Genomic DNA, 25,469 nt, shown 5'->3' with positions numbered 1-25,469 from the left:
ATGAGCCAGGACGACACCCCCGACCTTGCTGCGCCGCAGGCGGGCAAGGTTGCCCCCGAGGCAGTGGCGCTGCGCGCGCAGCCGCGCGCGGTGACACGCTTGAACCGACGCACCTTGGCGATCCTGGCCGGAGGCCTCGCCGTGGCCGTGCTGGGCGCCACGATGTGGTCGCTACAACCACGCAAGCGCGGTGCGAGCGAACAGAGCGAGCTTTACAACGTGGATCGGGTCTCGCGCTCCGAAGGGCTCGACAAGCTGCCAACCGACTACTCGAAACTGCCGCCACAGATACCGGAACTGGGGCCGCCGCGGGGGACCTGGGGCCCGCTATCGTGAAGTCGCAGCAGCCCGTGATGCCCACCTACACGCCACCCGGCCAAGACCCGGCCGCCGCTGGGCGCGACGCACAGCGCAAGGAAGCGGAAGCGGCGGCGGGCTCGTCGGTGTTCTTCCGTTCGGGTGGTCAGCGTGCGACTGCTGCGCCGATGCAGATCGCCACGGCCAGTCCGTCGTCTGGCCTGGCGGGTTTTGACCCGATGGCCGCCGGGCCGGCCTCGACGGCGGCCCAGCCCACCGACCCGACCACCGTGCAGAACCGGCAGGACCAGAAAGAGGCGTTCCTGAAAGCCAGTTCCACGGAAACCCGCAATTCCGGGAACCTGCGAATGCCGGCCTCGCCGTATCAGGTCATGGCCGGCACGGTGATCGCGGGCGCGCTGGTCACGGGCATCAAATCCGATCTGCCGGGTGACGTGATCGCCTCGGTGACGGAGCCGATCTACGACACGGCCACCGGCAAGTTCATGCTGATCCCGCAGGGCTCCCGCATCCTGGGGCGCTACAACAGCCAGGTGAGCTACGGGCAGAGCCGGGTGCAGGTGGTGTGGAACCGGATCATCCTGCCCGACACGTCCTCGCTGACGCTGGACAACCTGGCGGGCACCGATCCGGCTGGCTACGCTGGACTGGAGGATGGCGTCGATTGGTATTGGGACCGCATCTTCGCCGGCGCTGCGTTGACGACGCTGCTGGGCATCGGCGCCGAGCTGGCTGCGCCGGAAAGCCGCCAGAACGGCGATCGCGTCGTCATCGCCGGGCGCGACAGCCTGCAGGACAGCGTGAACCAGGTCGGACAGGAGATGACGCGGCGCAACCTCAACATCCAGCCGACGTTGACGGAGCGGCCCGGCTTGCCGGTGCGCATCATCGTCAACCGGGATCTGGTGCTGCGGCCGTATCAACCGTTGTTCTTCAATCGGGGGACTTCGCGATGAGCACGGCTCGCAAACTGCGGCTGGGGCCGCTGCCCAAGACCGAGAGCATCAAGCAGACCTTCTCATGCCCGACCAGCCTTAAGGCCGACCTCGATCGCTACGCCGCGCTGCACGCGCAGACATATGGCGAGACGATCGATGCTGCGACGCTGATTCCGCACATGCTGGAGGCGTTCATGGTCAGGGATCGAGGGTTCCGACGACAAAAGGAGGAGGGCAGACGAGGGGGCTCGCGTTCTCCTGCACCGGACGGGCTCTGAAGACGGTTCGGAAGATTTCGGAAAAATATTGTCGTAGTCCAGCTACGACCCAACGAGGCATCTCAAACACCACTTATGGTCGGCAGCAGGGCAGGGTGAGGATGCGCGGGAAGGGCGTGACTTACTGAGCAGCGAAAATGGCGATTTGGTCGAATACTATGTACGGTTGCTGCAACGCCGTGGTGTTCGATTCGTACTGAGCGAGCCCGATCATCTCAAGCCAAAGTCCGTTCGACCCGACAAGAAGCGCAAGCCCCCGTGACCTCAGCCCAAATTGCCGAACGATTCGCGTTGCATCGCGCCACGCCGCAAATCACGGCCGACGAGCACGCGCGACGCCGAGTCATCGAACTTGGCGAATGGGTGATGGCACGAGACCGCATCTACCTCGACAAGTGTTTCTGGATTTACCTGCGGGGCGCGCGAATGCGGGCGCCATGCCCACCAGGTGCATCGGATCTTCTGGATGCTCTCGTTGCAGGTGTCGCGGCAGGGCGGCTGGTCTGTCCCATCAGCGATGCGCTGTTCCTTGAACTGATGAAACAGTCGGACCTGACCACGCGGGGTGCGACTGCCGAATTGATCGACGAACTGAGCTGCGGCATCACGCTCTGCCACGAACCGACCCGCGTCGCGACGGAAGTCGCTCACTTCCTTCATGCGAATGCAGGTCACAGCGTGCATCCGCTGGAGCACCTGGTCTGGACAAAGGTCCCGTACATCCTGGGTGTTCAGCATCCGGTGGCCACGGCCTTCCCGGAAGATGAGCAACTCGTGATCCAGAAGGCGTTCTTCGACCACCTGTGGGAGTTTTCTCTTTCGACGATGGTGGGGACCATCGGAAGCGCCTGGCCGCTTGCTTCACCGTTCGGCGACATCGCCAATCGGTTGAACCGCGACAACGCGGTGCATGCGCCATCAATGAAGAGCTTCGCACAGGTGTACCGGGACGAGATCAATGGCGTGCTGGAACTCGCCGCCCCGATCGCCGCCGACGTGCTGCACGATATGGCTAGGAAGGCTCTTGGTCCTGCAGCCCAGTCCTCGGCGGAAGAGCGGGAAGAAATCACCAGGCAGTGTCTCGGCCTGTTGCGGGCGGCCATCCGGAAGCCAGCCGGTCGGCGGGCCTTGCGTACTTTGCAGGTCGGTGCTCTGTTGCATGCAGCTTTGCGCTGGAATCGCACGCAGAAGTTGAACGCCAACGACATGTTCGACTTTCACCATGCAGAAGCGGCGCTGGGCTACTGTGACGTACTCCTGACCGATGGACCCATGCACGCACTGTTGAGGCAGCGAAACCTAGCCATCGAACGCGACTTTGCGTGCCGAGTCATGTCTTCCGCTGAAGAAGCTGCCGACTGGGTTCGGCGCCGCATTGCGTAGTGCGTCGATGACGGCCGTTCCTGCAAGTTGGATTGCGCTGATGCGCAAAGGCTGAAGTTTTGGCCCTTGTTCGGTATGATGTGAATTGATTGATGATGGTGTTGCCAGAGTCGCCGCCCCACAAATCGCTTCATCTCCCGCGCCATCAAAAGATGCGCGCTTCTTACGGTAACGTGACGGTTCGCACGAGCCTCATTGGCTGAGCACTCGCACGTGCAGCGACGGCAATATCTTCCGCGACAGTATTGATCGCTCTCTGAGGCCTTTGTGCGGCTGGCGGAGTTGTGTTTGGATTGACGGACAATCGCATTTTCCAAAGCTGCTTCCGAAGTTAAAAGCTGTACCGGCAGCGCCCTAGCGATGTGGCCTCAGTTGAGTTGGGTGCGTGCTGGACGTCGAATGTTACGAGGGACGCTGCCACGAACCTTGCATGGCAGCGATAGACATCGCTGGCCCGGCACTGCTCGTAGCTCATCCGCCTGGTACGAGCCTATCTTTGAGTTTCGAAAGCGTGGTCTGGAGCCTGTCGATCTCTTCGACAAAGGCGCGCTTGGCTCGGGCCTCTTCCGTCAGGGTCTCTGGATCGGGATCGGGGCTGGGCTTGGCATCGGGAGCAGCGATGGAAAAGTCCACGATCGAAACGCTAGGTTTCCGCGCCTGCTTGAAATGCTCTACCCACAGGTTCAATGCCTCTATGGACCGCCGTTCCTCGTCCACCAGAAAGGGTGTCGTTACGTTGTCTTCTGGATGTTCGTCTAGTCGAGCTGAGAACAGCAGCACGCCGTGGGCAACAAGCTTACGCAAGCCGTCGAACGCATCGGCCAGCAGCGCCTCTTCCGTCCGCGAGTGCCTCGCACTGAACGGGGACGATTCTTCACCGAGCAGGCGCAAGACGGAGAGTGGTCTCCCCAGTGCCTTCAGCGGGTAGGCAGCGCCGGGCAGAGCCTCGCGGCTAGACCAAAGCCTCAGGATCAGATCCGTCGCTGCCGTCTCCGCCTGTTTCTTTTTTTCGCCCTTCAGCGTTCTCGATTGGTCGAGCAGTTCGGCCAGGTGGTGGGCCATCCAGCGGCCCGCGGTGTCGGTGCTGTCCTCCAGTCCGAACTCACGAACCAGCCGGTCCCCAAGTGCCAAAATCTCGCTCAGCGGCCTGGATCGAGCCGTCTCGTCGGAGGAGGATCCTCTCGAATTCAACTTCCTTGGGCTCTTCTTCGTGATCGGAATATCCGGATGTTCTTGGTTCACGGCGCGTGATCTCCACTTCAGCGATTAAATCGCGCTTCTTCTTGTCGAGGAACTCGGCCAATCCGCGTTTGCAGACGAGCAGGCGGTGCCCCGACGACTCGGTCTGGCGACCATAGCGATGGTCCCGGTCCGTTTCGCTCTCCTGGTGGCCCCAGGCCTGGTACACGAAACTTGGCGCTTGCTCGCCAGAACGATACCAAGCAATCTCGGGCTCGATGCGGCGCGTGAGCCCGAGCAGTTTTGTGACGGACTTTCCTGGGCAGTAGTCGATACGTGCAACACCATTGCGGAACACGTCCTTCTCGTCGAGCAACGTGTCGCCCTCCGGGCAGACCAGCCATCCGCTCAATTGGAAACCGAGTTCATCGATCTCCAGATCGTGGCCCTCCGGACAAATGTAGAAGGCCGAGCTGTCCGCGGTGGTCTGCAGTGCGCGGACCAGCGCATGCGCAGTCGCCGGCGACACCAGCCCCGTCGATACGCGCACTGTTTGGTGATGCTCGCTTGATCTGTCGTCGATGTGGGCGTGGGCCACGACAAAGCCCGGTGCGTCGCTGGCCAGCAGCTCCGCCAGGAGTTCATCGTCGGAAACGTTCTTGATCCATCCGGCAGTGTTGGCGGGGGTCTTCCAACGGCTTGGCTGCAGCGGCACCGGCCCGGCGAGGTCGGCCAGCCAGAGCGGCGACAGAGTAAGCGTGTTGTACCCGATGCGCTCCTCGAGTTCATCCCGTCCATAGTCGCGTGCGGCCAAGGGGCGACTGCGCAGCAGCTGTCCCGCGGTACACCACATCGCGTTCCATTCCAGATAGGTCTGGTAATCCTCCAGCGTGGGGTTGGTGCCATGACTCTTGCTGTAAAGCTGCCAATTCCGCTCCCTGAAGCGGTGCTTCCTTGGGTCGTGTGGGCGCAAGGAGTCGCCGGATTTCGCTTCCCACGCATCCACGATCCAATGCTCGGCAATGACCAGGAATTCCCGCGGCGTCACGTCGGGGAACGCGCGAAGCAGGGGGTCATACCAATATCGCAGCGTATCCAGACCATCGAAATGGAATCGCAGGCCTTCGTCGTGACTGTGGAAGGAGTCTAAGCTCCTGCCGTAGTCGCGCTTTTTTCTGCTGCGCGGCAGCGGGCTGCGATTGACCTTGGCCAGCGCCTCTCTGGTTCCGCTGTCCGCGGCGAAATGGCCGGATTCGATCAACTTCATGCAGGCGTCGCGTGCAAAGCCCCTGACCAGCACGTGAGGGAACTGCTCGTCGAAGGCCACCTGCTGGAGCCAGCCACCATGCTTGGCAATTGCCGCCGGCGATTCCAGCGCAATCCTGTCCAGGGCGATGACCAGCCACAGGCGAGCCGCCACCCAGTAGAAGGGGGCACCAGGCACGCGAAACGCAGATTCTGCAGTCCGTGCATGCTGGGCGACAATCGCGTCCAGGATGTTGTTTTCTCCCATGCGAGCGAGGCGCCGAAGTGCATGGGCGCAGCGCCAGCGAACTCGGACATCGACATCACCGAGCATGGCGTAGAAGAAGCGGCCTAGTGTCTCTTCGACCTGTCCAGGGATCATGGCTGCCTGGACGCCTTCCCTGTCTTGGTCGATGATGCGACCAGCCAGACGCCGGATGTACCAGTCGCAGAGTTCCGAGACCTGTTCGCTTTTCAGTTCACTTGTGATGATCCCCGATACGGCGAACAGCCCGGATGCACGGAATCGATCGAAATTGAGCTCGATGCCGCGCAGCAAAACGTCCGCCAGTCCAATCCTTGCGGAACGCGCCATTGTCAGTGCGGACCGCAGCTCGACATCATGGTGAGGGAGATAACGGCAAAGCGCCGCAAGCCGTCGCGAGAGCACCTCCGCCATGTGCCGATCTCGCCATTGGACAACCGCAGGGCTACCTGCCCAAGCGTCGAGTCTTGCCAGCAAAGCATGCAGCACATCGGCCTCATCCCACATCGCATCCAAGCGCAGTAGCGCATCGAGATGACCAATGCGAAGGCGGGTGGGTACGTGCTGCCCGGCCTGCGACAGCGTGTCTTCGGTCGATATGTATCGTCGATCCTGACGCGACTGCTCCTTGATCCGGCGAAGTTCCGCCCCGAGCAGGTCAACGTTGACCAGAACCGCTTCGTCCCACGAGGCCGGCGGAACAGTCGGCTTGCCATTAGCATCACGCGCCGAATCGTCGACGCTCGCATCCGCGACAGGCGTCACCGCCAGCGTGCTCTGGAACGCATGCTGGGCGAGCAGCCGTCTGGACCAGAACCCCTCGGCATTCTTGGCAAGGAATGACTGGATCGCGCGCTCATTATCGAAGCGATCAAGTAGGCAATCACGCGCAAACTCTTCCGCCATCCGGGCAGATGCATCGCGTCCGTCGCGTTCGGCATGGGTGCCGATCTGGCGCAATACCTCGCCGTCGATATCCTGCAGCAACACTGCGAGCGAAGCTGCCTGTGGTGCCGACAGCGCCCCAAGCTCGAGACCGGCAGCGAGCGCGCTGTTGAGGGTCAGGCGCAGGGCTGCCAATTCTGAATCGTGCCAACGGGCGACAGCGGCGAGCGCGATGGGGTAGTCCAGTTGAGCCAGAGCCCGGATCGAATCGGGCCAAGGGAAGTGGTCGTAGCTGTCGATGCGGATCGCGGCATCCTGGATGACTTCGGTGAGGTCCGCAGCAAGGAGACGTCCTCTGTCCCCGAAGCTGCGATGGCTCTGCATGGTCATCTGCGAGATCAAGCGAAGCTGGTCGATCACTTCCGTGTCCAGCTCGCCGGCGACCTCGATGGACGATTGGAAGATGGCATCGGCATCCGCAGGGCTGATCGCTGCCATGAGGGATGCGTACGCCGACAGGAACTCCGATCGTTCTCCAGCGGGGCTGCGACCGGTGCGGTTCGATGTCGCGGCCTGCGCAATGCCGAGGATGAGGGGGTCGTGCAGAGCCGGAACGGCGGCCAGCCGATAGAACAGTCCATGTGCATCGCTCGGCGACCACCCGCGGCGAACCTCGAGCGCACGGTCCATGGTCAAGGTCGGCGGCACGTTCGTAGCAAGCAGCAATGACAGGCTCTCCGCCGCCTTTGCTCGCATCGAGGAGGTCCCAAAGCGACGGTCGATGCTCCAGCTGTCGCGCTCCAACCGTTGCTTCGCCTTGTCGAGCAGTTCGGCATCCTTGACCGCGTCACCGGACGACGAAACGAGCAGCATCGCACGTGCAGCGTAGAGGCCGACGAACGCTTCGACCAGTTCACGTAGTTTGCGATCGTGCTCTTCGGCGTGGCTGTCGTGCCTTGCCTTCTTTTTCTCTTCCTCCGACGGTTTTGGCCTTGGAATGAGGATCAGATCAGCTGCACCGGTCCTGCCTGCAAGCACATCGGTCAAGGTCACGGCTCGGAGGATGGCGTCGATCAACAAATAGTGAGATTCATGCACCTTGTCGATGCGCCGAAGCTCAAGATCCAAAAAGGGCGAAAGCACATCTACCGCAACCGACTGCTCCCCTTTACGGGCGATCAGGATTTCGGCCGCTGTCAGGGAGGTGTCGATGGTCCAGAGACCAACCTCGTCTCGAGACGTTTCCGCGCGGGCGAGAATTGCGCCGGCCCTGCGCATCCGGCGCTTGACCAGGCGTAGGCCGGAGGCCACGCGTTGCAAGTCCACATTGCGGCCTGCAGCCGCCATTGGGACCAGCAGGAACAGCGACTCGACATCATTGAGGACCTCCGCCGCTTTCTCAAGGTCCTGAAACTTGCCCTCTGCGAGTAGGCGGCTGACGAGGTGCTTCGCCGAGCGGTAGGCGAACTCTCGCGGGCCAACTCGCTGGAAGTGATTTGCGGCTGCAACGGGACCTTCTAGCAAGAGCGTCGCGTGGATGGCCGCAGCAACGTCCCTGGGCGAAATCTGCCATGCGGAGGCATGGCCGTAGCGCCGGATCTGCTTATCGAAATCATCGCGGCGTGCGCTTTCCCACGCCCGAATGCGCCGCCAACCTTCCCTGACGGAGATGGCGTCGCCACGCGCGGCGTCGTCGGCGAGCAGGTGGAACAAGAGCGGTCCATGAGCGGCGATTTTTCCCGGATCGCCGAGGACAAGCCGGCTCGCCGTGTCCTTGGCGTAGCGCGATGTGAGATCTGGATTGGCGACGAGCTGCTTCAATGTCGCCTCTTCCGTCTTGATGGCCTCGGCGCCAATCAGCACGAAGCGCAGCACATGGGCCGCATCGCTGGCTTCCCGGCACACGCGAATCGCGATCTGCAGGCGCTGCAACTGCACCTCGCGCCTGCGGATGGGATCGGGCAAAAGTTGGACCGGGGGCTGCGGCTCCCGTTCTACCAGTTCCAGAAGCTCCTTGCTCCTGCCGGCGACAAGCAGCGCTGGTGCCACGTTCAGGGCCGCATAGGCGTCGACGCCGGACCGATTGAGGAGGTGCTGCGCCGCGCGGGCCTGTACATCCGCCATCGCGGGTTGCGCAGCGGTCCTCACGAAACTCTCGAAGTCCTCGTCCGCGAAGCTGATCAGCCCACCTGTATTGCGAACCCCCGGTGCGAGGTCCACACAGATATCGCTGAGCTTGGCCTGAGGCTGCCCGAGGACGATGGCCAGATCGCTGATGGGTATCGGACGCGGAAGCGAAGTCAATCCTGCGCAAAGGTGCTCCAGATCGTTCTCGCGTGCATTCTTGCGGAGTGCGAATTGAAACTGTTCTCGGAACACCTGGTCAAGGTTCTTTCCGAATGGCCGCAGTGCATCGAGCGCGTGTTCGGGCGTGTTGGCCGCATTCTCGAAGGCGTAGGCCTGCACTCTGGGCACCCCACCGGAGAGATGATGGAAGTCATCGACCCAAGGCTGCGGTGCCGCCCAATAACGATGGATGTTGGAAGCGGTCTCCTCCAGCGAAAACGCCGGCAGTGGGAATTTCTCGAAGCTGACCGGCAGGCGGAGTTCGTCCAGTCGCCCGGTGCGCGCGCTGATCAGCATCCGCACGTTGCCGGGCAGGGCATCCATCGTCACCAGGTCGTGGACGAAGCTGGTCTCGGCCGGAGATCGCGTCTGCGCCGCCAGGATCGAGTTGTCCGCAGCGTCAATGGCCACGACCAACAGCGCGTCGGGCGACGTGGTCGCCATAGCACCGGCGGCCGACTCCAGACGTTTGCGGAAGGCCCGCGGATAGTCGCGCGATGCCTGCGGCACGAGCAGAAGAGGAAGACGAAGTCGGTAGGCAATCTCGTTCGTGAGTTGCACGAACGCATCCTGCGGACGATGGCGCAGCGCGCTGGCATCAAGGTATGAACCGGCGCCATAGCAGTCGAACACCACCATCAAAGACCCTGCCGGCAGCGACTGGTCGATTTGTTGCAGCGTGGTGGTCTTGCCTGCGCCTCCTCCGCCATGCAGGCACAGATGCCGGGCACCTGCCTTCATCCGGCCAACGATCTCACCCGCGATCGGCCGAGGCACGGCCGACGAGACGGGTTCGATCTTTGAAGGGCATGGGAACAGGGTGTAGTCTTCGGACACACCCGCGAACTGGACCAGTACCTTCTCGCGCGTGATGACTTCGCCAGCCGCCTCGGGGAGCATGCGCTTTCGAATGTAGTCGCGCACGCGGCTTGCCGACGCATGCAGCTCGACATCCGTCCATTCCGAGATGGCCTTCAACATGCCATCTTCAACCGCGAAGCGCGAGCCGCATGCGCCCTGCAGATCGAGCACCTGGGCGAATTCCCCGAACTCTGCGGGCTTCAGTCCGCTGGCGTAAACCAGGCGATGCAGGTCGGGCAAACCCGTCTTCCAGGTGCGGCTATAGGACTCGGGGACCGTGCTCCGTGCGTCTTCGACCAGCGTCAGTAGTTCGGATGCGACCGGCTGGTTCGAGACCAGGACGACCCGCAGCGAGTTGTTCGGCTTGCCAGGGCGCTTAGCGAGCAATCCCTTGTAGGCATCGGCCAGTCGCCGGATGGGCGACGTCTTGGGGCTACCATCCTTTCCCGTACAGAGCCTGGACGTCGTCCACGGGCTGGTCGGGCTTGATCCCGAATACTTCAGCTGCTGAACCTCGACACGCTCTGCACTCGCGGCGTCGTCACCTCCGAACATAAGGCTACAGTCCACGCCATCCCATACCTTGTCCGTCCCTTCGTTCGCCGTCAATCCCTCCACGGTGACTACCGAAAGAGAACTGCGGCCATCGAGCAATTTCAGAGCTTGCCGCGCAGCCCACAATTCATGGTACTCGTCGCCGGTGTTGGATCCTCGCGCGGAGGTGTAGTCAATTTGGAATTCGGACTGAGACACCAGTGCATTCTCTCTCAGGATGCTTTGCTCCCGGCTATCCTCTACTCGACTCTGCAGTCGAGTCAACGTACCCGCGGGGGGGGGGGCACTAGCCAACGCTGGCGTCGAACCCAGTCAAGCGAAGAGCGCAGCGCCGCGGGAGCGACGGGCGACCGGGTACCGACTGTTTGCCGGTCCTTCAGGCGCGCAAGGAACAACGCGGCAGGGATAGGCCGCACATGAGGCAAGTGAAGGGCCCGTACTGCGGGGCGAGGACGAAGGCGTCAGCCGATCCAAAGGAGGGGGCTACTTACGCCAGCCAGGGGAGAGGCATCTATAAGCGGCATCAATACAGCGGCCACCATTTGAGGAGCAAGTTCTCATAAGATGAATCATGATTGACATCCTCCCAAGACTGGTCGAAGCAACCGCCACCTTGCAGCGACAAATGGAGGCGTGGTTCTCAGAGTACCCGCCAGGAATGCCTTGGACAGTCGTGTCCGACTACTGCATCGGGAACATCAACAAAAACAACGATGTCATTTCGCTCGTTGTGATTGCCAACCACGCCACCGCGGCGGAAATTTGCGAATATTTGGGCAACGTTGCGCCGAAAGATCTCAAGAACACAAACCAAGTGCCCTTGGGGCTCGTGCAGTACCTTACCTGTCCAAAGCCGATCACGTTCAGTCTGTCTTTCGTATTGCGTCGAGATGAAGCGCTGCTACGCCGCTACCTTCAAACGGCGGAGATGGCGGACTTTCTGCCCGACGCCTGCGAGATGATGAAGGCCTGGCGAGACAACTCCGCCGACGTCAATCCGTACTACGACCAAGCGATCAAGCGCTTCAAGCTCTTTGAACAAGATCTTCGGAAAAAACAAGTCAATGAAAAGCTCGCACGCCAGATCCATCTCGCCGCGAGCGCTGCCGCCATCGTGTTCCACCTGGTGACGGAGTCGACTCGGGCCGGGTTCTTGCGATGGATTTCGGACCGGGACGCACTGCTTGAGCGTTACGACATGGTGGTGTACGACATTGCGTACTTCTACTTCCTGCTCCTTCGCTCCGAGCACGAACTGCCCATTTCAGACAGCGAAGGCCGTCTGCGACTTAGTGTTCCGGAGATCATTTTCGAGATGCCGGAGAAGACGGGGCGACACCGCTTCGATGAGATGGTGAGACTGCCGGACTACCTCGCCGGCACACTCGCCGACATCAATTCCGACGACATGAGCTTTTCAAGGGCCAAGTTCGGTACGGTGCTACAGCATGTATTCGTGAATTCCCCAAACAATTGGGTCATCCAGCTCTTGTCTGATGCTGAAAAAGTCACCGTACGGTCGGCTCAGTTCCGCGCCTCATGAACTAGACCATCCACTCCCGCCTTGGCTCATCCCATGAGCAGTTTCGACAACTTTCGTTTTCTTGATCCTGAAGCCGCTGACTTGGCCCGCGAGCTTGTCGAGGCGTCCGAGCAGCAACGCTCGGCTTTTTCGTCGTTCATCAATGTTTGGATGGCCTTCAACGGGTGGATGGAGTGCGTCACGCAGGCTGAGACAGATGCGGCGATGATCAACGCCTTGGCCGATCACCCAAAACTCGTAACCGCATACCATAGTCTCCTAAACGATGATCCCGAGTTCGAGGAGAACATCTTGAATTTTACTGCGCTGCTCCCGGTCTTGAACGTGCGGGACGTGCGCAAGAAGCTCGGAAGAGACGCTTTTCGTAAGTACGACCGCATAGCACTCATGGACGAAGCGCTGCGCGCCGCCGTCAAGCAGCAGCCCGTCGACTGGACGAAAGGAGCCATGCTTACCTGGTCGCAACTCTTGCGCACCATCTACCTCGTGCGATGCAATCTGTTTCATGGATCGAAGTCGGTAGAGAACCACCGTGACCACCAACTAGTTGTAGCTTGCGACAAAATTTTGAGGAGGTTCATAGGCCGTAGCGCGTGCTTTGAATGGCACGACTGACGTGTCAAAACACCCGAAAAGCCTGGGCAACAGCACTCCGGTGAACACTCTAGGCTTCGTGCCGCTGTTGCTGCCCTATGTGCCAATGGCGTCTTTGGAGTTCTTGCCGACGCCGGATGGAGCGGTGTTTCGCTTAGAGGGATGTGATGTCGGTTCCTGGGCTTAGTGGCGATGGAACTGGAAGCCCACGCACCAGCGAGATCGGCCTGCTCCAATTGCTTGCTGTTATTCGCGAACTCACAGCGTGGCGCGGTGTTTGCTCGAGCACCTAAGTGGCCGCATCGAACACTTATGGCGAATGGATCGAAACGAAAGGAACCGGCCGGCACGTAACTTGAGGGGGCAATAGCGGCGACTAGCGGGCGCGGCTCGATAGTTCGAGTCTGCGGCTGACCTTAGTTGGTATTTTCGGTATGCTTCAGTCTGATCGATGTGGGCTAGCCACCGTAGCTTCCGTGAAGTTAGCTTCATCTCTTGCACCAGACAAGCTCTTTTTCCTTGACGGTAAAAGCGACGGTAAAGAACCATGTCGATCACAGCCAATCCCTTTAACTATGCGGGTCTGCGAGATCTATTGATGATCGAGTGGGAATAATCCGGCAACCGGAAACTACCGGAACTGACAGGAACTAAATGGCCTTCTAGCCCGCATCACTGCGGGCTTTTTTGCTCCTGAATATGGAAACAACTGGAAATAACTGGAACTGCCAAGAACTGTTTTTTCATGGCATTTTTCATGGTACTAAAGCTATCAGATACCATCGAGGTGGCACGATCCCAACACCATCACAAACTTTGAGTGATGGTACTGTATAGATTTAACTTGTTGATATTTAAAATATCACCACGTCTTTGATGGTCGATTTTCACCCGTCCAAGTCGATGCGAGGATCATGGCCGTGGCTGCAGTGAAGATCGCTTTATTGCGGGCAGAGAATTTCATGATTCTTCTATCAATAGTTGAAAAAAATTCCCCCCACAGGATGGCACTCAGGCCAAGCAATGAAAAGCCATCCTTAAAATTAGCTATCACAGATATCACTTCAGGAGAAACTCTATGAAAGTCACCTGCCTCACCTTGCTCGCCACGCTCTTCGCTGGCAGCGTACAGGCCTCGTCCGATGATGCATGGCTGGCGCAAGACAAGCTACAGCGTCAGACCTGTTTGGCGCGGAGCAATCTACAGAACAAAAAAGTGTTGGGCTCGCCGGTGCTATTCGACGACAGCGTAGGCTACACGGCGCTGATGATCGGGGGGCGCTATCCACAAAAACACATGCAGGGTCAAGAGGGCCGCGAATTGTGCCTATTTGAACGTAAGACAGGCAAGGCGGAAATTAGCGAGGCAGATTCGTTGATGCCTATGAAATAAAAGTGGAGCCGTTCGTCCACTCCAATCCGATGTCCCATCAGCACAGAAATGTGGCAGACAGTGGCCCTGCGTCAACATGCTGGTGAACTGAGCACTGAACCGCCCCGGGTTTCGAGGAGGCAGGTTGGTTTAAGTGAATACCTCTGCCGAGGTGTTGCTGTTGGCCAATTGCCTCCAGTAGTTTGCCTCAGCTTCTGCCGGGGGGATACCCCCAATCGGCGTGAGCAGTCGGACGTGATTGAACCAGTGTACCCATTCTAGGGTGGCCAGTTCCACGGATTGCCTGGTCTTCCAGGCAGCCCGGCGGTGAATCAACTCGGCTTTGTACAGCCCGTTGATAGTTTCGGCCAGTGCGTTGTCATAACTGTCGCCCTTGCTGCCCACCGATGGCTGTATGCCCGCCTGCTTGAGCCTGTCGGTGTACCGAATGCTAACATACTGACTGCCCCTGTCCGAATGGTGTGTCAAGGCATGCGCCTCTGGCTGACGTTCGTACAAAGCCTGCTCGAGCGCATGGAGCACAAAGTTGGTGTGCATACTGGGACTCACTTGCCACCCGACGATGCGCCTGGCGTACACATCGAGCACGAAAGCCACATACAACCAACCCTGCCCTGTAGAGACGTAGGTGAAGTCTGACACCCACAGCTCATTGGGCCGACTGGCTTTGAACTGCCGATGGACATGGCCTGGAGGTGTCCGCTGTGGTGGTGCGTACGCTTTTGCCTCGGCGAACACCCTGTAGACCCAAACGGTGCATCAAGCGTTCGACGGTGCAACGGGCTACCCGCACGCCCTCACGGTTGAGTTGCAGCCAGACCTTGTCGGCACCATAGACCTGCCAGTTAGCATGCCAAACGCGCTGGATATCTGCGCTGAGGAGTTCGTCACGTTGGGCACGCTGGCTGCGCAATGCTGGGCAGCGTGGGCATGCCGCATGACGCCAGTAACACGATGGGGCCATCTGTAGTACCTGACAGATGGGCTCGACCTCAAAGGCATGGCGGTTGAGGTCAATGAAGCGTTTCAGCTCTTCAAACGGCGGTCGAACTCCGCTTGGGCAAAAAATGCGCTGGCCATCTTCAGGATGTCGTTGGCCCGGCGCAATTCTTTGACCTCGCGCTCCAGTTCTTTGATGAGCTGGAAATCGGACGTGCTGGTACTTGGGCGCTGTCCGCTATCGACCTCGGCCTTCTTGACCCACTCGTGCAGGGTGTGCCGCACACAGCCAATCTTGGGCGCAATCGATTCAACGGCTGCCCACAGCGACGGGTAGTCGCTTCGGTGCTCCTGCACCATGCGCACGGCACGCTCGCGCACTTCCGGTGAGAACTTGTTTGACTTTGTCATGGCTCCATCTTCTCAGACGTTGGTGCCTCCTCCATTCCCGGGGCGGTTCACCGTCTTCAAAGAAAAACGCGCCTACCTTGCTTGACTACTTAGGAAGTCCCAGTAGATTTTTTTCGAATTCTGAAGCAACCCCAAACTAGCCCGCGTTGGCTGCGCCAATAATCCAATCGCGGAATGCGATCAGCTTTGGCAAGCTTGCACACTCCGGCCGATAGACGACGTAATAGGCAAGTTCCGATGCGTAGTTGATTTCCGGAAACAAGCGCACGAGACGCCCAGCAGCCAGATCGTCACGTGCCATGACGCTACGAGCCAGGGCTATACCAAGCCCATCAATGGCCGCCTGAAGTACGGCGGCGGAGTTGTTAATCCGCATACCACGCTTCGTTGCCACCTCTATCACACCGGCTTTCTGCAGCCAAGAATCCCAGGTAGGAAAGCCTGAGTGACCGTCCATCGAAAGGTCATCAATGAGAGTCTCCCAGGACAGATCAGCTGGTGTCTGCAAGCGACCTGGCTCAACTAGCAGCTTGGGGGAACACACCAGATAGACTTCCTCATCCATCAGTTTGTCAGCCGCTAATCTAGGCCAGCTTCCTGTGCCATAGCGCACGCCGATATCGACCCGCTGGGCAACAAAATCTACTCCCCTAAGACTCGTGTCCAACCGCAGATCAGTATCTGGCCAGGCAGTGTGGAAGCCGTCGATGCGGGGCAAAAGCCATTTGGCGGCGAAGGCTGGGCTGACCGTGACGGTGAGTACCCCGCTAGCCGCCCCCTCTTTGAGGCGTTCCAAACCAAGCGCCAGTCGGTCAAAACCGGCACGAATCTCAGATAACGCACGTTCGGCCGCTTCTGTTGGGACAAGTCGAGCACGTCCGCTGTTATTGCGGAGAAACACTGGGGTGCCCAGCCATTCTTCCAAGGTCCGTACAAGTTGGCCGACCGCTGCAGGTGTGACGTGAAGCTCGATTGCTGCCGCAGAAAAGCTTTGATGTCGTGCGCTGGCCTCGAAAGCACGTAAGGCATTGAGATGGACGGGAGCCTTCATCTCGATAAAGATTTTCTTTTAATGCCACACACTTTATCTCATTTGCTGGCGAAAGCGGACAAGTAAACAATTCAATCCGCATTCAAGGTGCGCTTTGAATGGTGGGTCGAGGCCGGCCTCCTGGCCAAACGAACACTCAACCAAGAGAAATGAAATGGTTTATCTGCAAATCACCCTCAAGATCCCCGATGCCAATCGGCCTGCCGCCGCCGGTATTTATCAGCAGTACAAGGCACCGTTCCGCGACACCATTACCGGTGCCAAATCTAAAGAACTGCTGGTGCGTAGCGAAGACGTGCAAGTGCTACACGGCTTCGACACTGCAGAGAACGCAAGCGCCTACCTGCAGAGCGCGTTGTTTAACGCCGATGTCGTCGAAGCCCTGAAGCCGCTGCTGGAAGCAGCTCCGGACGTACGCATCTATCAAGTCGCCTAAATTGTCTCTGCCGGGCGCGTATTCGGTGTCTGGCCATTTCTCCCAGGAAATAGATTGCCATGATGCAAGACTGGAATGCCTACCGAGATTCACTAATGAGTCGTATTGGCGACTTCGCCAACTTGAGCCCCGATGTTCTGAGCGGAATGAAAACGATTGAGAACAGCGCTGCAAAGAACGGCAAACTGGAGCCGAAAATCCATGCTCTGATCGCACTTGCCGTTGCGGTCACGACTCGTTGCGATGGTTGTATCTCGGTCCACGCCCAAAAGGCCGTAGAACTGGGTGCATCGAACGAAGAAATCGCAGAGGCATTGGGTACCACGATCCTGCTCAATGCAGGTGCTGCCCTTGCCTACACTGCGCGCGTCTTCGACACCATTGAAGCCTTGCCGAAATAGTCGTCGAACCTGAGTACCATGAAGACTTCCGTCCTCATCATCGGAGGTGGGCTCGCCGGCCTGACGGCAGCCCGCTTCCTTCATCAAGCCGGTATCGGTTTTCACCTTCTTGAGGCCCGTGACCGATTGGGAGGGCGGATCCTTTCGACTGATGCCGCGGGGGAGGTCTCGGATGACGGCTTTGACCTTGGGCCCTCATGGTTCTGGCCGGGTATGCAATCGGCGATGAACTACCTCGTGGGTGAGCTTGGACTTCGCTATTTTCCGCAGCATAGCGATGGCGACATCGTCTTTCAGCGGATGCATAGCCAAACCCCAGAGCGCTTCCAGGGCATTCGCCAAGTTCCAGAGTCGATGCGACTGCATGGAGGTATTGGTGCCATTGTTTCGGTACTGGCCGCAGCGTTGCCAAAAGACAATATCCAGCTTGGTTCGCGTGTCACTCATGCCACCCTTAATGAAGCAGGTGCAGAAGTCTGCTTCGTCAATGCTGAGGGCATGACCCAACGCATAGAGGCGACCTATGTCCTGTTTGCCCTGCCACCACGCCTTCTCGAAGCCACGGTTGAATTCTCGCCCGCCTTGGATGCCGCAACGGCCCGGAACTGGCGTGATACACCGACCTGGATGGCGCCTCACGCCAAGTTTTTTGCCCTCTACGATCGGCCATTCTGGCGTGAAGCCGGTCTCTCCGGGACAGCTCAAAGCATGGTCGGCCCACTCTCGGAAATTCATGATGCGACTACGGCTTCCGGGAAAGCAGCCTTGTTTGGCTTTGTCGGCATTCTGATACGGCAGCGCGAGAAGGTTGGACGCGATGCGATCATCGAAGCGTCCATCCAGCAACTCGCCCAGCTGTTTGGGCCAGAAGCCGGCCGTCCCCATGCGACCCTGTATAAGGATTGGGCCAGCGATTCGCTGACTGCGACAGCGGATGATGGGGAAGCGGGAGGACATCCAATTCCGCGAGGCCTTGCCTCGGTGCCTGGCAAATGGAATAACCGCATTTGGTTAGCCGGCAGTGAGGCCGGTCGCCGAGACGCAGGTTATCTTGCCGGGGCAGTCGAAGCCGCTGAATATGCAGTGATGCAAATTATGAACAAAGTGGAGGCAGCCTCATGAGGGCAACCTATCGCGCAATGCAAATTACCCAGCCCGGCACCCTGGAGCTGGTGGAGCGGAAAACCCCTGAGCCTGGTGTTGGTGAGGTGCTGATTGAGGTCGAAGCCTGCGGCATCTGTGGTGCCGATGCAACTGATATTGAGGATGCAGATTCTTCGCTACAGCCCCCGCGGGTGCCAGGCCATGAGGTGATTGGCCGCATTGCCGCTATCGGGGAGCACGTCCCCTCGATCTGGAAGCTTGGGCAACGCGTCGGCGTAGGTCGACTCGGTGGCCACTGCAATGCATGCCCACAGTGCCGTCAGGGACGGTTCCAGCTCTGCGAGAATCAGCCGTCTGTCGGTGCCTCCTGTGATGGCGGTTACGCCGAGATGATGCGGGTGCGCAGCACCGGGCTTGTCTCGATCCCCGACGAACTCGCTTCCGTGGAAGTCGCCCCGATTCTCTGTGCTGGCATCGCGACCTTCAACGCACTGAAAAAATCTGGCGCAGAAGCCGGCGATCTCGTTGCGATCCTGGGTATCGGAGGCCTGGGGCACATGGCGCTGCAGTATGCCCGGAAGATGGGCTTCAAGGTGGTTGCCATCGGACGCGGCCAGGACATCTCCGCAGACGTCCTGTCCTTGGGCGCTCACGTCTACATCGACACCCAGGTCGAGGATGCTGCTGCCCAACTCCAGTCCATGGGCGGTGCTCAAGCCATCGTTACGACAATTAGCCAGGTGGGAACAGTATCCGCCGTATTGCCAGGCCTTGCTCCTCGCGGCCGGCTGGTGCTCCTGGGCGCTGGCAAGGATTCGCTACCTGTGACACCCGGCCATCTCGTCGTTGGCGAGCGCAGCTTGCTTGGTTCCATTACCGGCACACCCTACGAAAATGAGAAAGCACTGAATTTCAGTGTTCTCGCCGGTATACGTCCTCTGATTGAAACCATGCCTCTGGAAAGAGCATTCGAGGCTTATAAAAAAATGAAGTCTGGTACCGTCAAATTCCGGATGGTTCTGACGATGAAGGAAGCCCACAATGGGTCTTAACGACGAAACCGAACTCGACTCTACAAGTCTTTACGCACACTCAAAGAGCAACATCGTCAGGCTGACGGTGGCGCAGGCTCTTTCCGGGGCAAACGCGGTGGTTGTCTATGCAACTGGCGCCATCGTTGGCAACATGCTTGCCCCCGATCGAGCATGGGCGACTCTTCCGATCACCATTTTTGTGCTGGGAATGACCGCATGCTCACTACCAGCCGGCATGATTGCTCAGCGCTACGGACGACGTACGGCTTTTCTCTTGGGAACGGTATGCGGCGTACTAATCGGCTTGGTCTCTGCTTTGGCTGTGTTGATGGGCTCATTCTGGCTTTTCTGCCTGGCGATGCTTTTTGGTGGCGCGTACGCGGCCGTGGTCCTCACGTTCCGCTTTGCTGCCGCTGATTGCGTACCGCTGGCAAAACGTCCCCAAGCATTGTCCTTCGTCATGGCTGGTGGAGTCTTTGCCGGCGTGATTGGGCCGCAGCTCGTCACGCACACCATGGATTGGTGGGCACCGTATACGTTTGCAGGAACCTTCATGGGACAAGCAGCCGTGGCTGCCTTGTCTGCAGTTATCCTGGTTGGCGTCCGGCTTCCCAAGCCGACAAAAAAAGAAGTTGCCGAAGGACGTCCTATCCGCCTGATTGTGCGGCAACCCGAATTCATTACGGCCGTTACCTGTGGTGTCGTCTCTTATCTGTTGATGAACTTCCTTATGACGGCTGCCCCTTTGGCCATGCGGATGTGCGGCTTGTCGCAGGAGTCTGCAAACCTGGGCGTTCAATGGCACGTCATCGCAATGTATGCCCCGAGTTTTTTTACTGGGCAACTGATTACGCGCTTTAGTGCGCGACTGGTTGTGATGGCAGGCCTAGTGTTGACTGGAATTTCGGCCGGCATTGGCTTATTAGGGGTAGATGTCACCCATTTTTGGCTGACGCTGATCCTGCTCGGCATTGGCTGGAATTTCGGGTTTGTGGGCGCATCGGCACTCGTCCTGGAATGTCATCGCCCTGAAGAAAAAACACGCGTCCAGTCGTTCAATCACTTCATCTTGTTCGGGATGGTGGCTTTGGGCTCTTTGCTATCTGGGGGCTTCCTGACGGCCTACGGATGGAACACGGTGCTCTGGCTATCCTTCATACCTCTCGCGTTGGCGGTGTTTGTGCTCGCGCGCTCCGAGATGCGACGTAACGCCAACGCTTAAGTTTTTTGAAATTCCCGAATCGTCATGCCAATAGACACCGCCTTACAAGAGTCATTCGCTGTCAGCCGCGCCCTCTCCACCGACAATGTTCATTCTGATCGCCGCTTTGGCGTCGAACATGGGGGCCTCCACAAGCCGATTCATACTTCGGTGCAGTATGGTTTCGACCGGGTTGAAGACTTGATCGGCGCTTTTCAGGGCACCTACAAAGGCGGTTACCAATACGCCCGCCAAGGTACCCCGACCACCGCTGCCCTTGAGTCCAAGATCACCGCCTTGGAAGCCGGTGTAGGAACGGTATGCTTTGCAACCGGTATGGGTGCAATCGCGGCGACCTTGCTTTCGCTCCTACGTGCAGGGGACCATCTTGTCGCGAGCAGATTCATCTTCGGCAACACCAACAGTCTCCTTGGTACGGTCGAGGGCCTTGGAATTGCCGTAGACAAGGTGAACGCCTGTTCGGTTGAGGCCGTGGCAGCCGCAATCCGTCCCGAGACGCGCATGGTTTTTGTCGAGACTATCGCCAATCCTCGGACCCAGGTGGTGGACCTGGAAGGCATTGGACAATTGTGTCGCGAGCGCGGGATTGTCTACGTAGTGGACAACACCATTACCTCACCGGCGCTATTCCGGCCTCGCTCGGTCGGCGCGAGCCTGGTGATCAACTCGCTGACCAAGACCATTGCCGGTCACGGGGAGGCATTGGGTGGTGCTGTTACAGACACGGGGCTATTCGATTGGACCGTTTACCCGAACCTATTCTCGTCTTATCGGAAGGGCGAGCCCAAGGGGTGGGGACTGCTGCAAATTCGCAAGAAGGGCCTCCGTGACATGGGGGGGACGATGTGCTCGGACCAGGCGCATCGCATCAGCATTGGCAGCGAGACATTATCCCTACGGATAAAACAGGCCAGCAAAACGGCTCTCAGCTTGGCTCGGTGGCTTGAGCAGCATCCGAAGATTGATGCTGTTCACTACCCATGGTTGACATCTCACGCGGACCACGAGCGCGCGAAGCGGCTCTTCTCCGCCGGCTCTTGGTTACTAAGCTTCGAGTTACGCGACCCATCCTCAATGATCGATGTACTCAACCGCCTTTCCCTGGCCATTAAATCCACTGGTCTTGGCGATACTCGCACACTAATCATCCCCGTTGCACCGACTATTTTCTGGGAGGCCGGCGTGGATACCCGAAAGGAGATGGGTATTGCTGAAGGCCTAATCCGAGTCTCCGTGGGATTGGAAGAGGTGGCTGACCTGATCGCTGATTTCGAAGCCGCCCTCAGGTAAAGGTGTCTCAACGAAACCAGGGGCTATTCATAACACGCTCTAATGAGTTCGCTGATTTAATACGAACTCCAGAAGGTTGTCTTACCTTCACCTAATCGTGCTTTTGAACGCCAGGAATCGGCCAGAAGCAGTCATCCATTGCTCCGCGATGCAGAGCCAATTTGCTATCAAATTTTGTAGAATCCCCAGCTCGCAGCGTAACAGCACTCAATTGCACCAAAGTGCCAGCGTCGGCTTTCCTCCTTCACCCGTAAAGTAAAAATTGAAAAACCGTCTATTTATTGTTCTTCTGACAAGCGCTGTCTTTAGTATTGGCTCGGCTGTTAACGCTGCTGAAATTTCCAGTGCTGAAGCAATGAAAGCCATCTCTACAGTCGTGCTGCCTGCCATGGAAAAGAACCAAATTCCTGGTATGGCTGTGGCATTGGTACTGAGTGAAAAGACTTATGTCTTCAACTATGGCGTATCAGATGTTGAGAAAAAAAAACCAGTAACTGACGAGACGATTTTTGAAATTGGCTCTATCAGCAAGACCTTCACGGCCACACTGGCGACGCACGCAGAAGCCACTGGGAAGCTAAAGCTGACCGATACAGCAGCAAAGTATTTGCCTGAGTTGGCAGGTACGGACTTCGGCAACTTGCAGCTTTTCCATCTTGGTACACACACCGTTGGCGGTATTCCTCTACAGGTGCCTGACGAAGTCCAAACTCGGGAGCAGCTTCTGGAATACTTCCGCACCTGGAAGCCTGCGTACAAAACCGGCACGATGCGTACTTATGCGAATCCAAGCATCGGTGCTTTAGGGTGGATTACGGCGAAAAGTATGGGCCAAGATTTTGTTACGGCCATGGCTCAAACCCTTTTCCAGCCCCTTGGTTTGGCTAGCACTTATCTGAGCGTCCCTACACAGAAGATGCCCAGCTACGCCTGGGGCTACAACAAGGATAAGAAGCCTGTGCGCGTCAATCCAGGCATGTTGGATAGTGAAGCCTACGGCATCAAAACCACGGCTTCTGACCTGAGCACCTTTGTGAAGGCAAACATGGGCATGTTGCTCGTGGATAGCACGCTGCAAGCGGCTTTAAACAATACCCGCAAGAGCTATTTCAGCGTAGGCCAGATGACTCAAGACCTCATCTGGGAGGAATATGCAATGCCTGTTGACTTATCTACGCTGCAAGAAGGCAACGCTCCCAAACTTATCCTGAATCCACACCCAGTAAGAGCAAAAGAGCCTGCCATGCCACCTAACAGTAATGTGTGGGTCAATAAGACGGGGTCCACCAATGGCTTCGGTGCTTACGTTGCGTTTTTGCCTCAAAAGCGCTTTGGAGTTGTGTTGCTTGCCAATAAAAACTACCCCAATGCTGAACGAGTAGAAATTGCTCACAAAATTTACAGTAACCTAATCGGCAAGGAATGATAGCTTTGGGTCGTAACCAGCCATTGATTTAACCATGACACGCTAGGTTCGCTGCTTCAATCGCTAGGAAATCGTCTTCAAGGAAAAACGCACCTACCCTGCTTGACTACTAGGGAAGTTCATGTAGATTTTTTCCGAATTCTGAGACGGCCCCAATTTGCACCGGTATCAGGTTGCGGCAGGTTTCACCGCCCAGGCCATGAGTGCTGTGTCTTGCAAAAAGTTCAGCGCCGCAACGCCGGTGGTGGAGTCACCACGGGCCACGTCCACTGCCCAGCCCGCGTAGCGGTTGCCTTGGTCGTTCAGGGTGTCATAGATTTGGCGGGCGTTGCTCAACGCCACCGGTGTCAATTTGGTTGATGTATTGCCGAATTTGTGTGCTGGTAAGTGGTTGTGGCATAGATGGCTTCCTGGTGGATAAATTTAAAAAACCTGGTTTCAACGATGTGGCATCAAGGCTTAGATGCCGCATTCGTTGGTAGTGCTTTGAAACTCAGAATCTGCTGCGCCACGGCCTGTTGAATCTCTCGCCAATGAGGCAGCTGAGTACGGCGGTAGCTCACATACACATTTGCATGCATGTGCGGCTCCAAGCTGAAATCGTGCGTACATGGCTGCGATGGAACCCCTAGCCGATTGCTGCATCGGATATAGGTATCCACCCGCTCCGTTTTATCGCGATGTACAAAGATATCTTTGGCGTTGGGATGTTCCCAGTAAAGTTTTTTGGTATTGGGGTCAATTCCCACAGCCGCATAAACTGTCAAACCATGCTCTGGTTCGGGCAACGGTTCATACTGTTCGTATTTGAGAATGCGTTCAACATTGCCGATGTTGGCCGTAGTGAGCCGATCCAAAAATCCGTCACCGGGATAAATATTGCCGGTCGTGATGCCAACGCTGATCCAGGGCGTTGTGTAAATCGAATAACTGCTTTTATCCTTGATCAGTTCCTGGCTGGACTCACCTGCCATGTCTGGAAAGCGCGTGTCGTAGCCAAAGCTCACCAGCCTGGATTGGTGAGTGCGCTCGTGCCGGGGGCCTTTGCGTTTCTCTCCCCAGCCGGGGTCGCCTTCGTATTCCACAAAGTTGGCAAAGTGGCGGGGAATGGTGACCGGTACACCACCCAGATCACCTACTACATCGCGCGTTGTATAGTGGGCCGCCGCCATCCCTGGTGGCTCGAACGGGTTTCCAAGAAGTATGGGGGAGGCAAAACGCCACAACAGCAGCACACCCGACAGCCCAAGCAGGCCGATCAGCCACCACAAGGTGCGTTTGCCCCAACGGAATTTCGCAGATGGACTCATGAGTTACCTCGGAAATTGGATGCGCCTTGTCTGTGTATATAAAAAATAAACTTATTGCTTATTTTTTATATATTGCTTGCTCTTTTTTCATTCTTCTTTGGCAACGATACAGCGTTGCTGTACGCGCCGTGTCCTAGCCAAACCAAACTCAGTCATAGCGTGGTTGGTACCGTCTGTGCGGGTGTAGGTACCCACTTGTTTGTGGGCGTTACCGTTGGCATCTACCATGGTTGATGTAACTCGGCCCAAGCTCAGGCTTTGCACCTCGGCTTCGGCAAGATGAGCAATTCGCTTTTCTTCGCTACACCGTTGTCGTTTTGTCCTGAACCAGCAAGCGGTCGTCTTGGCCCACCCAGTCGCCGAGCTGAGCAAAGCCGTTTCATGACCGTTTGGATATCTGCCATGTCGGCACCTCTCTGTGCGTTGCATGCCACTTGCCGCTGTCGGCAGCAACCGTTTGGACACCTTAACTGACAAGCGTTAGACGGTCGCCCTCCCTAGAGCGTGTCATGAACTCAGACCTGGCCTGGCCTTGGGTTAAATTGTGGTCATCTCCCGCAAGCCCTACCCCACCGATGTCAGTGGCGAGGAATGGGATTTCGCTCTACCGTACTTGACACTGATCATCACCGAGGCGCCCCAACGTCACTACGATCTGCAAAAAGCCTTTAACGCCCTGCGCTGGCTCGTGCGTGCTGAAGCTCCTTGGCGCATACTGCCCAATGATCTGCCTCCTTGGGAAGCGGTATACCAACCAACACACCGCTGGCTGCAGGCTGGTTGCTTTAAGGTGATAACCTCGGATTTGCGCTCTAGCATTCGTGTTGCTTGAGGCGAACAAGGCCGTCCTAACTTTCTGGTGTTTGTGATGCTGATGTGGCCAGCGGCGAGTTAGATCTTAGCTACCGCTGGCAGTTCATAACACGCTCTAGGAAAACGAATCCACCGACCCTGTGTACCAACTCACGCCTGTCAAAGCGGCTGTGGGCACCAGTTGCACATAATCTTTGAGCTCGACATACACATTCTCTGCGGGCTGGGGCAGCCCCACCGGAACTTGGT

At 57.9% G+C, this 25,469-nt stretch carries 18 protein-coding genes, 3 pseudogenes and 1 other annotated feature; of the genes and pseudogenes, 14 read left to right on the top strand and 7 right to left on the bottom strand.

Going from position 1 to position 25,469, the window contains the following annotated elements; translation table 11 throughout:
• The 3 genes and pseudogenes from ACFO6X_RS04680 to ACFO6X_RS04670 all read left to right on the top strand — a co-directional run bounded on the left by ACFO6X_RS04680 (nt 1) and on the right by ACFO6X_RS04670 (nt 2,917).
• Nucleotides 1-1,274 (top strand): annotated as a pseudogene (locus ACFO6X_RS04680) (TraB/TrbI/VirB10 family type IV secretion system protein).
• Complete coding sequence (locus ACFO6X_RS04675) at nt 1,271-1,534, top strand: DUF2274 domain-containing protein (protein WP_382430568.1); 264 nt, start codon at nt 1,271-1,273, stop codon at nt 1,532-1,534. Before ACFO6X_RS04680 ends, ACFO6X_RS04675 begins: the two are co-directional and overlap by 4 nt.
• Nucleotides 1,535-1,792: 258 nt before the next feature.
• Nucleotides 1,793-2,917 carry a hypothetical protein gene (locus ACFO6X_RS04670; protein ID WP_382430566.1) on the top strand — a complete coding sequence of 375 codons (1,125 nt, stop codon included), beginning with the start codon at nt 1,793-1,795 and terminating at the stop codon, nt 2,915-2,917.
• Nucleotides 2,918-3,388: 471 nt separating this feature from the next.
• Here ACFO6X_RS04670 and ACFO6X_RS04665 read toward each other — a convergent pair whose 3' ends face one another.
• A complete protein-coding gene (locus tag ACFO6X_RS04665; protein ID WP_382430564.1) occupies nt 3,389-4,048 on the bottom strand; it encodes a hypothetical protein in 660 nt (219 codons plus the stop codon).
• Entirely contained in the window at nt 4,020-10,451 is a 6,432-nt protein-coding gene (locus ACFO6X_RS04660) for a hypothetical protein (protein WP_382430562.1), read from the bottom strand. Before ACFO6X_RS04660 ends, ACFO6X_RS04665 begins: the two co-directional genes overlap by 29 nt.
• A gap of 373 nt (nt 10,452-10,824) precedes the next feature.
• On the opposite strand from ACFO6X_RS04660, the gene ACFO6X_RS04655 reads away from it, so the two are divergent.
• Both ACFO6X_RS04655 and ACFO6X_RS04650 read left to right on the top strand, forming a co-directional pair.
• On the top strand, nt 10,825-11,796 hold the full coding sequence (locus tag ACFO6X_RS04655; RefSeq protein ID WP_382430560.1) for a hypothetical protein: 972 nt from the start codon (nt 10,825-10,827) through the stop codon (nt 11,794-11,796).
• A gap of 33 nt (nt 11,797-11,829) precedes the next feature.
• Nucleotides 11,830-12,411, top strand: a complete 582-nt coding sequence (locus ACFO6X_RS04650) for a hypothetical protein (RefSeq protein WP_382430558.1) — start codon at nt 11,830-11,832, stop codon at nt 12,409-12,411.
• 841 nt (nt 12,412-13,252) lie between these two features.
• Here the strand turns inward: ACFO6X_RS04650 and ACFO6X_RS04645 are convergent.
• Nucleotides 13,253-13,444, bottom strand: a complete 192-nt coding sequence (locus tag ACFO6X_RS04645; RefSeq protein ID WP_382430556.1) for a hypothetical protein — start codon at nt 13,442-13,444, stop codon at nt 13,253-13,255.
• Nucleotides 13,445-13,468: 24 nt separating this feature from the next.
• Here ACFO6X_RS04645 and ACFO6X_RS04640 point away from each other — a divergent pair, with 24 nt between their 5' ends.
• Nucleotides 13,469-13,783, top strand: coding sequence for a hypothetical protein (locus tag ACFO6X_RS04640; RefSeq protein ID WP_382430554.1), 315 nt, complete (start codon nt 13,469-13,471; stop codon nt 13,781-13,783).
• Nucleotides 13,784-13,912: 129 nt separating this feature from the next.
• Here ACFO6X_RS04640 and ACFO6X_RS04635 read toward each other — a convergent pair.
• A pseudogene (locus ACFO6X_RS04635) lies at nt 13,913-15,133 on the bottom strand (IS3 family transposase).
• Nucleotides 14,739-14,855 (bottom strand) — a sequence feature (AL1L pseudoknot). (Overlaps the previous pseudogene by 117 nt.)
• Before the next feature lie 136 nt (nt 15,134-15,269).
• Nucleotides 15,270-16,184 (bottom strand): transcriptional regulator GcvA, encoded by a 915-nt coding sequence (gcvA, locus tag ACFO6X_RS04630; protein ID WP_382430552.1) that lies wholly within the window; start codon nt 16,182-16,184, stop codon nt 15,270-15,272.
• 154 nt (nt 16,185-16,338) lie between these two features.
• Between gcvA and ACFO6X_RS04625 the strand changes: the two genes are divergently transcribed.
• The 7 genes from ACFO6X_RS04625 to ampC all read left to right on the top strand — a co-directional run bounded on the left by ACFO6X_RS04625 (nt 16,339) and on the right by ampC (nt 23,097).
• Nucleotides 16,339-16,620 (top strand): hypothetical protein, encoded by a 282-nt coding sequence (locus tag ACFO6X_RS04625; protein ID WP_382430550.1) that lies wholly within the window; start codon nt 16,339-16,341, stop codon nt 16,618-16,620.
• Nucleotides 16,621-16,679: 59 nt separating this feature from the next.
• Complete coding sequence (locus ACFO6X_RS04620; protein WP_382430548.1) at nt 16,680-17,021, top strand: carboxymuconolactone decarboxylase family protein; 342 nt, start codon at nt 16,680-16,682, stop codon at nt 17,019-17,021.
• Between the two features lie 18 nt (nt 17,022-17,039).
• A complete protein-coding gene (locus ACFO6X_RS04615) occupies nt 17,040-18,143 on the top strand; it encodes a flavin monoamine oxidase family protein (protein WP_382430546.1) in 1,104 nt (367 codons plus the stop codon).
• A complete protein-coding gene (locus tag ACFO6X_RS04610; RefSeq protein WP_382430544.1) occupies nt 18,140-19,177 on the top strand; it encodes an alcohol dehydrogenase in 1,038 nt (345 codons plus the stop codon). Before ACFO6X_RS04615 ends, ACFO6X_RS04610 begins: the two co-directional genes overlap by 4 nt.
• Nucleotides 19,167-20,381 carry an MFS transporter gene (locus ACFO6X_RS04605; RefSeq protein ID WP_382430542.1) on the top strand — a complete coding sequence of 405 codons (1,215 nt, stop codon included), beginning with the start codon at nt 19,167-19,169 and terminating at the stop codon, nt 20,379-20,381. The genes ACFO6X_RS04610 and ACFO6X_RS04605 overlap by 11 nt, the downstream gene beginning before the upstream one ends.
• Nucleotides 20,382-20,405: 24 nt before the next feature.
• Nucleotides 20,406-21,671, top strand: coding sequence for a cystathionine gamma-synthase family protein (locus ACFO6X_RS04600; RefSeq protein ID WP_382430540.1), 1,266 nt, complete (start codon nt 20,406-20,408; stop codon nt 21,669-21,671).
• 262 nt (nt 21,672-21,933) lie between these two features.
• Nucleotides 21,934-23,097, top strand: a complete 1,164-nt coding sequence (ampC, locus tag ACFO6X_RS04595) for a class C beta-lactamase (protein WP_382430538.1) — start codon at nt 21,934-21,936, stop codon at nt 23,095-23,097.
• A gap of 168 nt (nt 23,098-23,265) precedes the next feature.
• Here ampC and ACFO6X_RS04590 read toward each other — a convergent pair whose 3' ends face one another.
• Nucleotides 23,266-23,439 (bottom strand): hypothetical protein, encoded by a 174-nt coding sequence (locus ACFO6X_RS04590; protein ID WP_382430536.1) that lies wholly within the window; start codon nt 23,437-23,439, stop codon nt 23,266-23,268.
• A gap of 110 nt (nt 23,440-23,549) precedes the next feature.
• Nucleotides 23,550-24,407: a hypothetical protein gene (locus ACFO6X_RS04585; protein ID WP_382430534.1), complete on the bottom strand. Its 858-nt coding sequence runs from the start codon at nt 24,405-24,407 to the stop codon at nt 23,550-23,552.
• A 550-nt stretch (nt 24,408-24,957) separates the two neighbouring features.
• Here ACFO6X_RS04585 and ACFO6X_RS04580 point away from each other — a divergent pair.
• Nucleotides 24,958-25,233: pseudogene (locus tag ACFO6X_RS04580) on the top strand (transposase); the annotation flags it as partial.
• Between the last annotated feature and the right edge of the window lie 236 nt (nt 25,234-25,469).

The sequence above is a fragment of the Giesbergeria sinuosa genome, from assembly GCF_042652905.1.
Classification (GTDB): domain Bacteria; phylum Pseudomonadota; class Gammaproteobacteria; order Burkholderiales; family Burkholderiaceae_C; genus Simplicispira; species Simplicispira sinuosa.
This window is presented reverse-complemented; position numbering and strand designations above follow the sequence as displayed.

Bases quoted from the DNA above. Each gene is read 5' to 3' on its own strand.
- ACFO6X_RS04675 (WP_382430568.1), top strand. From the start codon at position 1,271: ATGAGCACGGCTCGCAAACTGCGGCTGGGGCCGCTGCCCAAGACCGAG.
- ACFO6X_RS04655 (WP_382430560.1), top strand. From the start codon at position 10,825: ATGATTGACATCCTCCCAAGACTGGTCGAAGCAACCGCCACCTTGCAG.
- ACFO6X_RS04650 (WP_382430558.1), top strand. From the start codon at position 11,830: ATGAGCAGTTTCGACAACTTTCGTTTTCTTGATCCTGAAGCCGCTGAC.
- ACFO6X_RS04640 (WP_382430554.1), top strand. From the start codon at position 13,469: ATGAAAGTCACCTGCCTCACCTTGCTCGCCACGCTCTTCGCTGGCAGC.
- gcvA (WP_382430552.1), bottom strand. From the start codon at position 16,184: ATGAAGGCTCCCGTCCATCTCAATGCCTTACGTGCTTTCGAGGCCAGC.
- ACFO6X_RS04625 (WP_382430550.1), top strand. From the start codon at position 16,339: ATGGTTTATCTGCAAATCACCCTCAAGATCCCCGATGCCAATCGGCCT.
- ACFO6X_RS04620 (WP_382430548.1), top strand. From the start codon at position 16,680: ATGATGCAAGACTGGAATGCCTACCGAGATTCACTAATGAGTCGTATT.
- ACFO6X_RS04615 (WP_382430546.1), top strand. From the start codon at position 17,040: ATGAAGACTTCCGTCCTCATCATCGGAGGTGGGCTCGCCGGCCTGACG.
- ACFO6X_RS04610 (WP_382430544.1), top strand. From the start codon at position 18,140: ATGAGGGCAACCTATCGCGCAATGCAAATTACCCAGCCCGGCACCCTG.
- ACFO6X_RS04605 (WP_382430542.1), top strand. From the start codon at position 19,167: ATGGGTCTTAACGACGAAACCGAACTCGACTCTACAAGTCTTTACGCA.
- ACFO6X_RS04600 (WP_382430540.1), top strand. From the start codon at position 20,406: ATGCCAATAGACACCGCCTTACAAGAGTCATTCGCTGTCAGCCGCGCC.
- ACFO6X_RS04585 (WP_382430534.1), bottom strand. From the start codon at position 24,407: ATGAGTCCATCTGCGAAATTCCGTTGGGGCAAACGCACCTTGTGGTGG.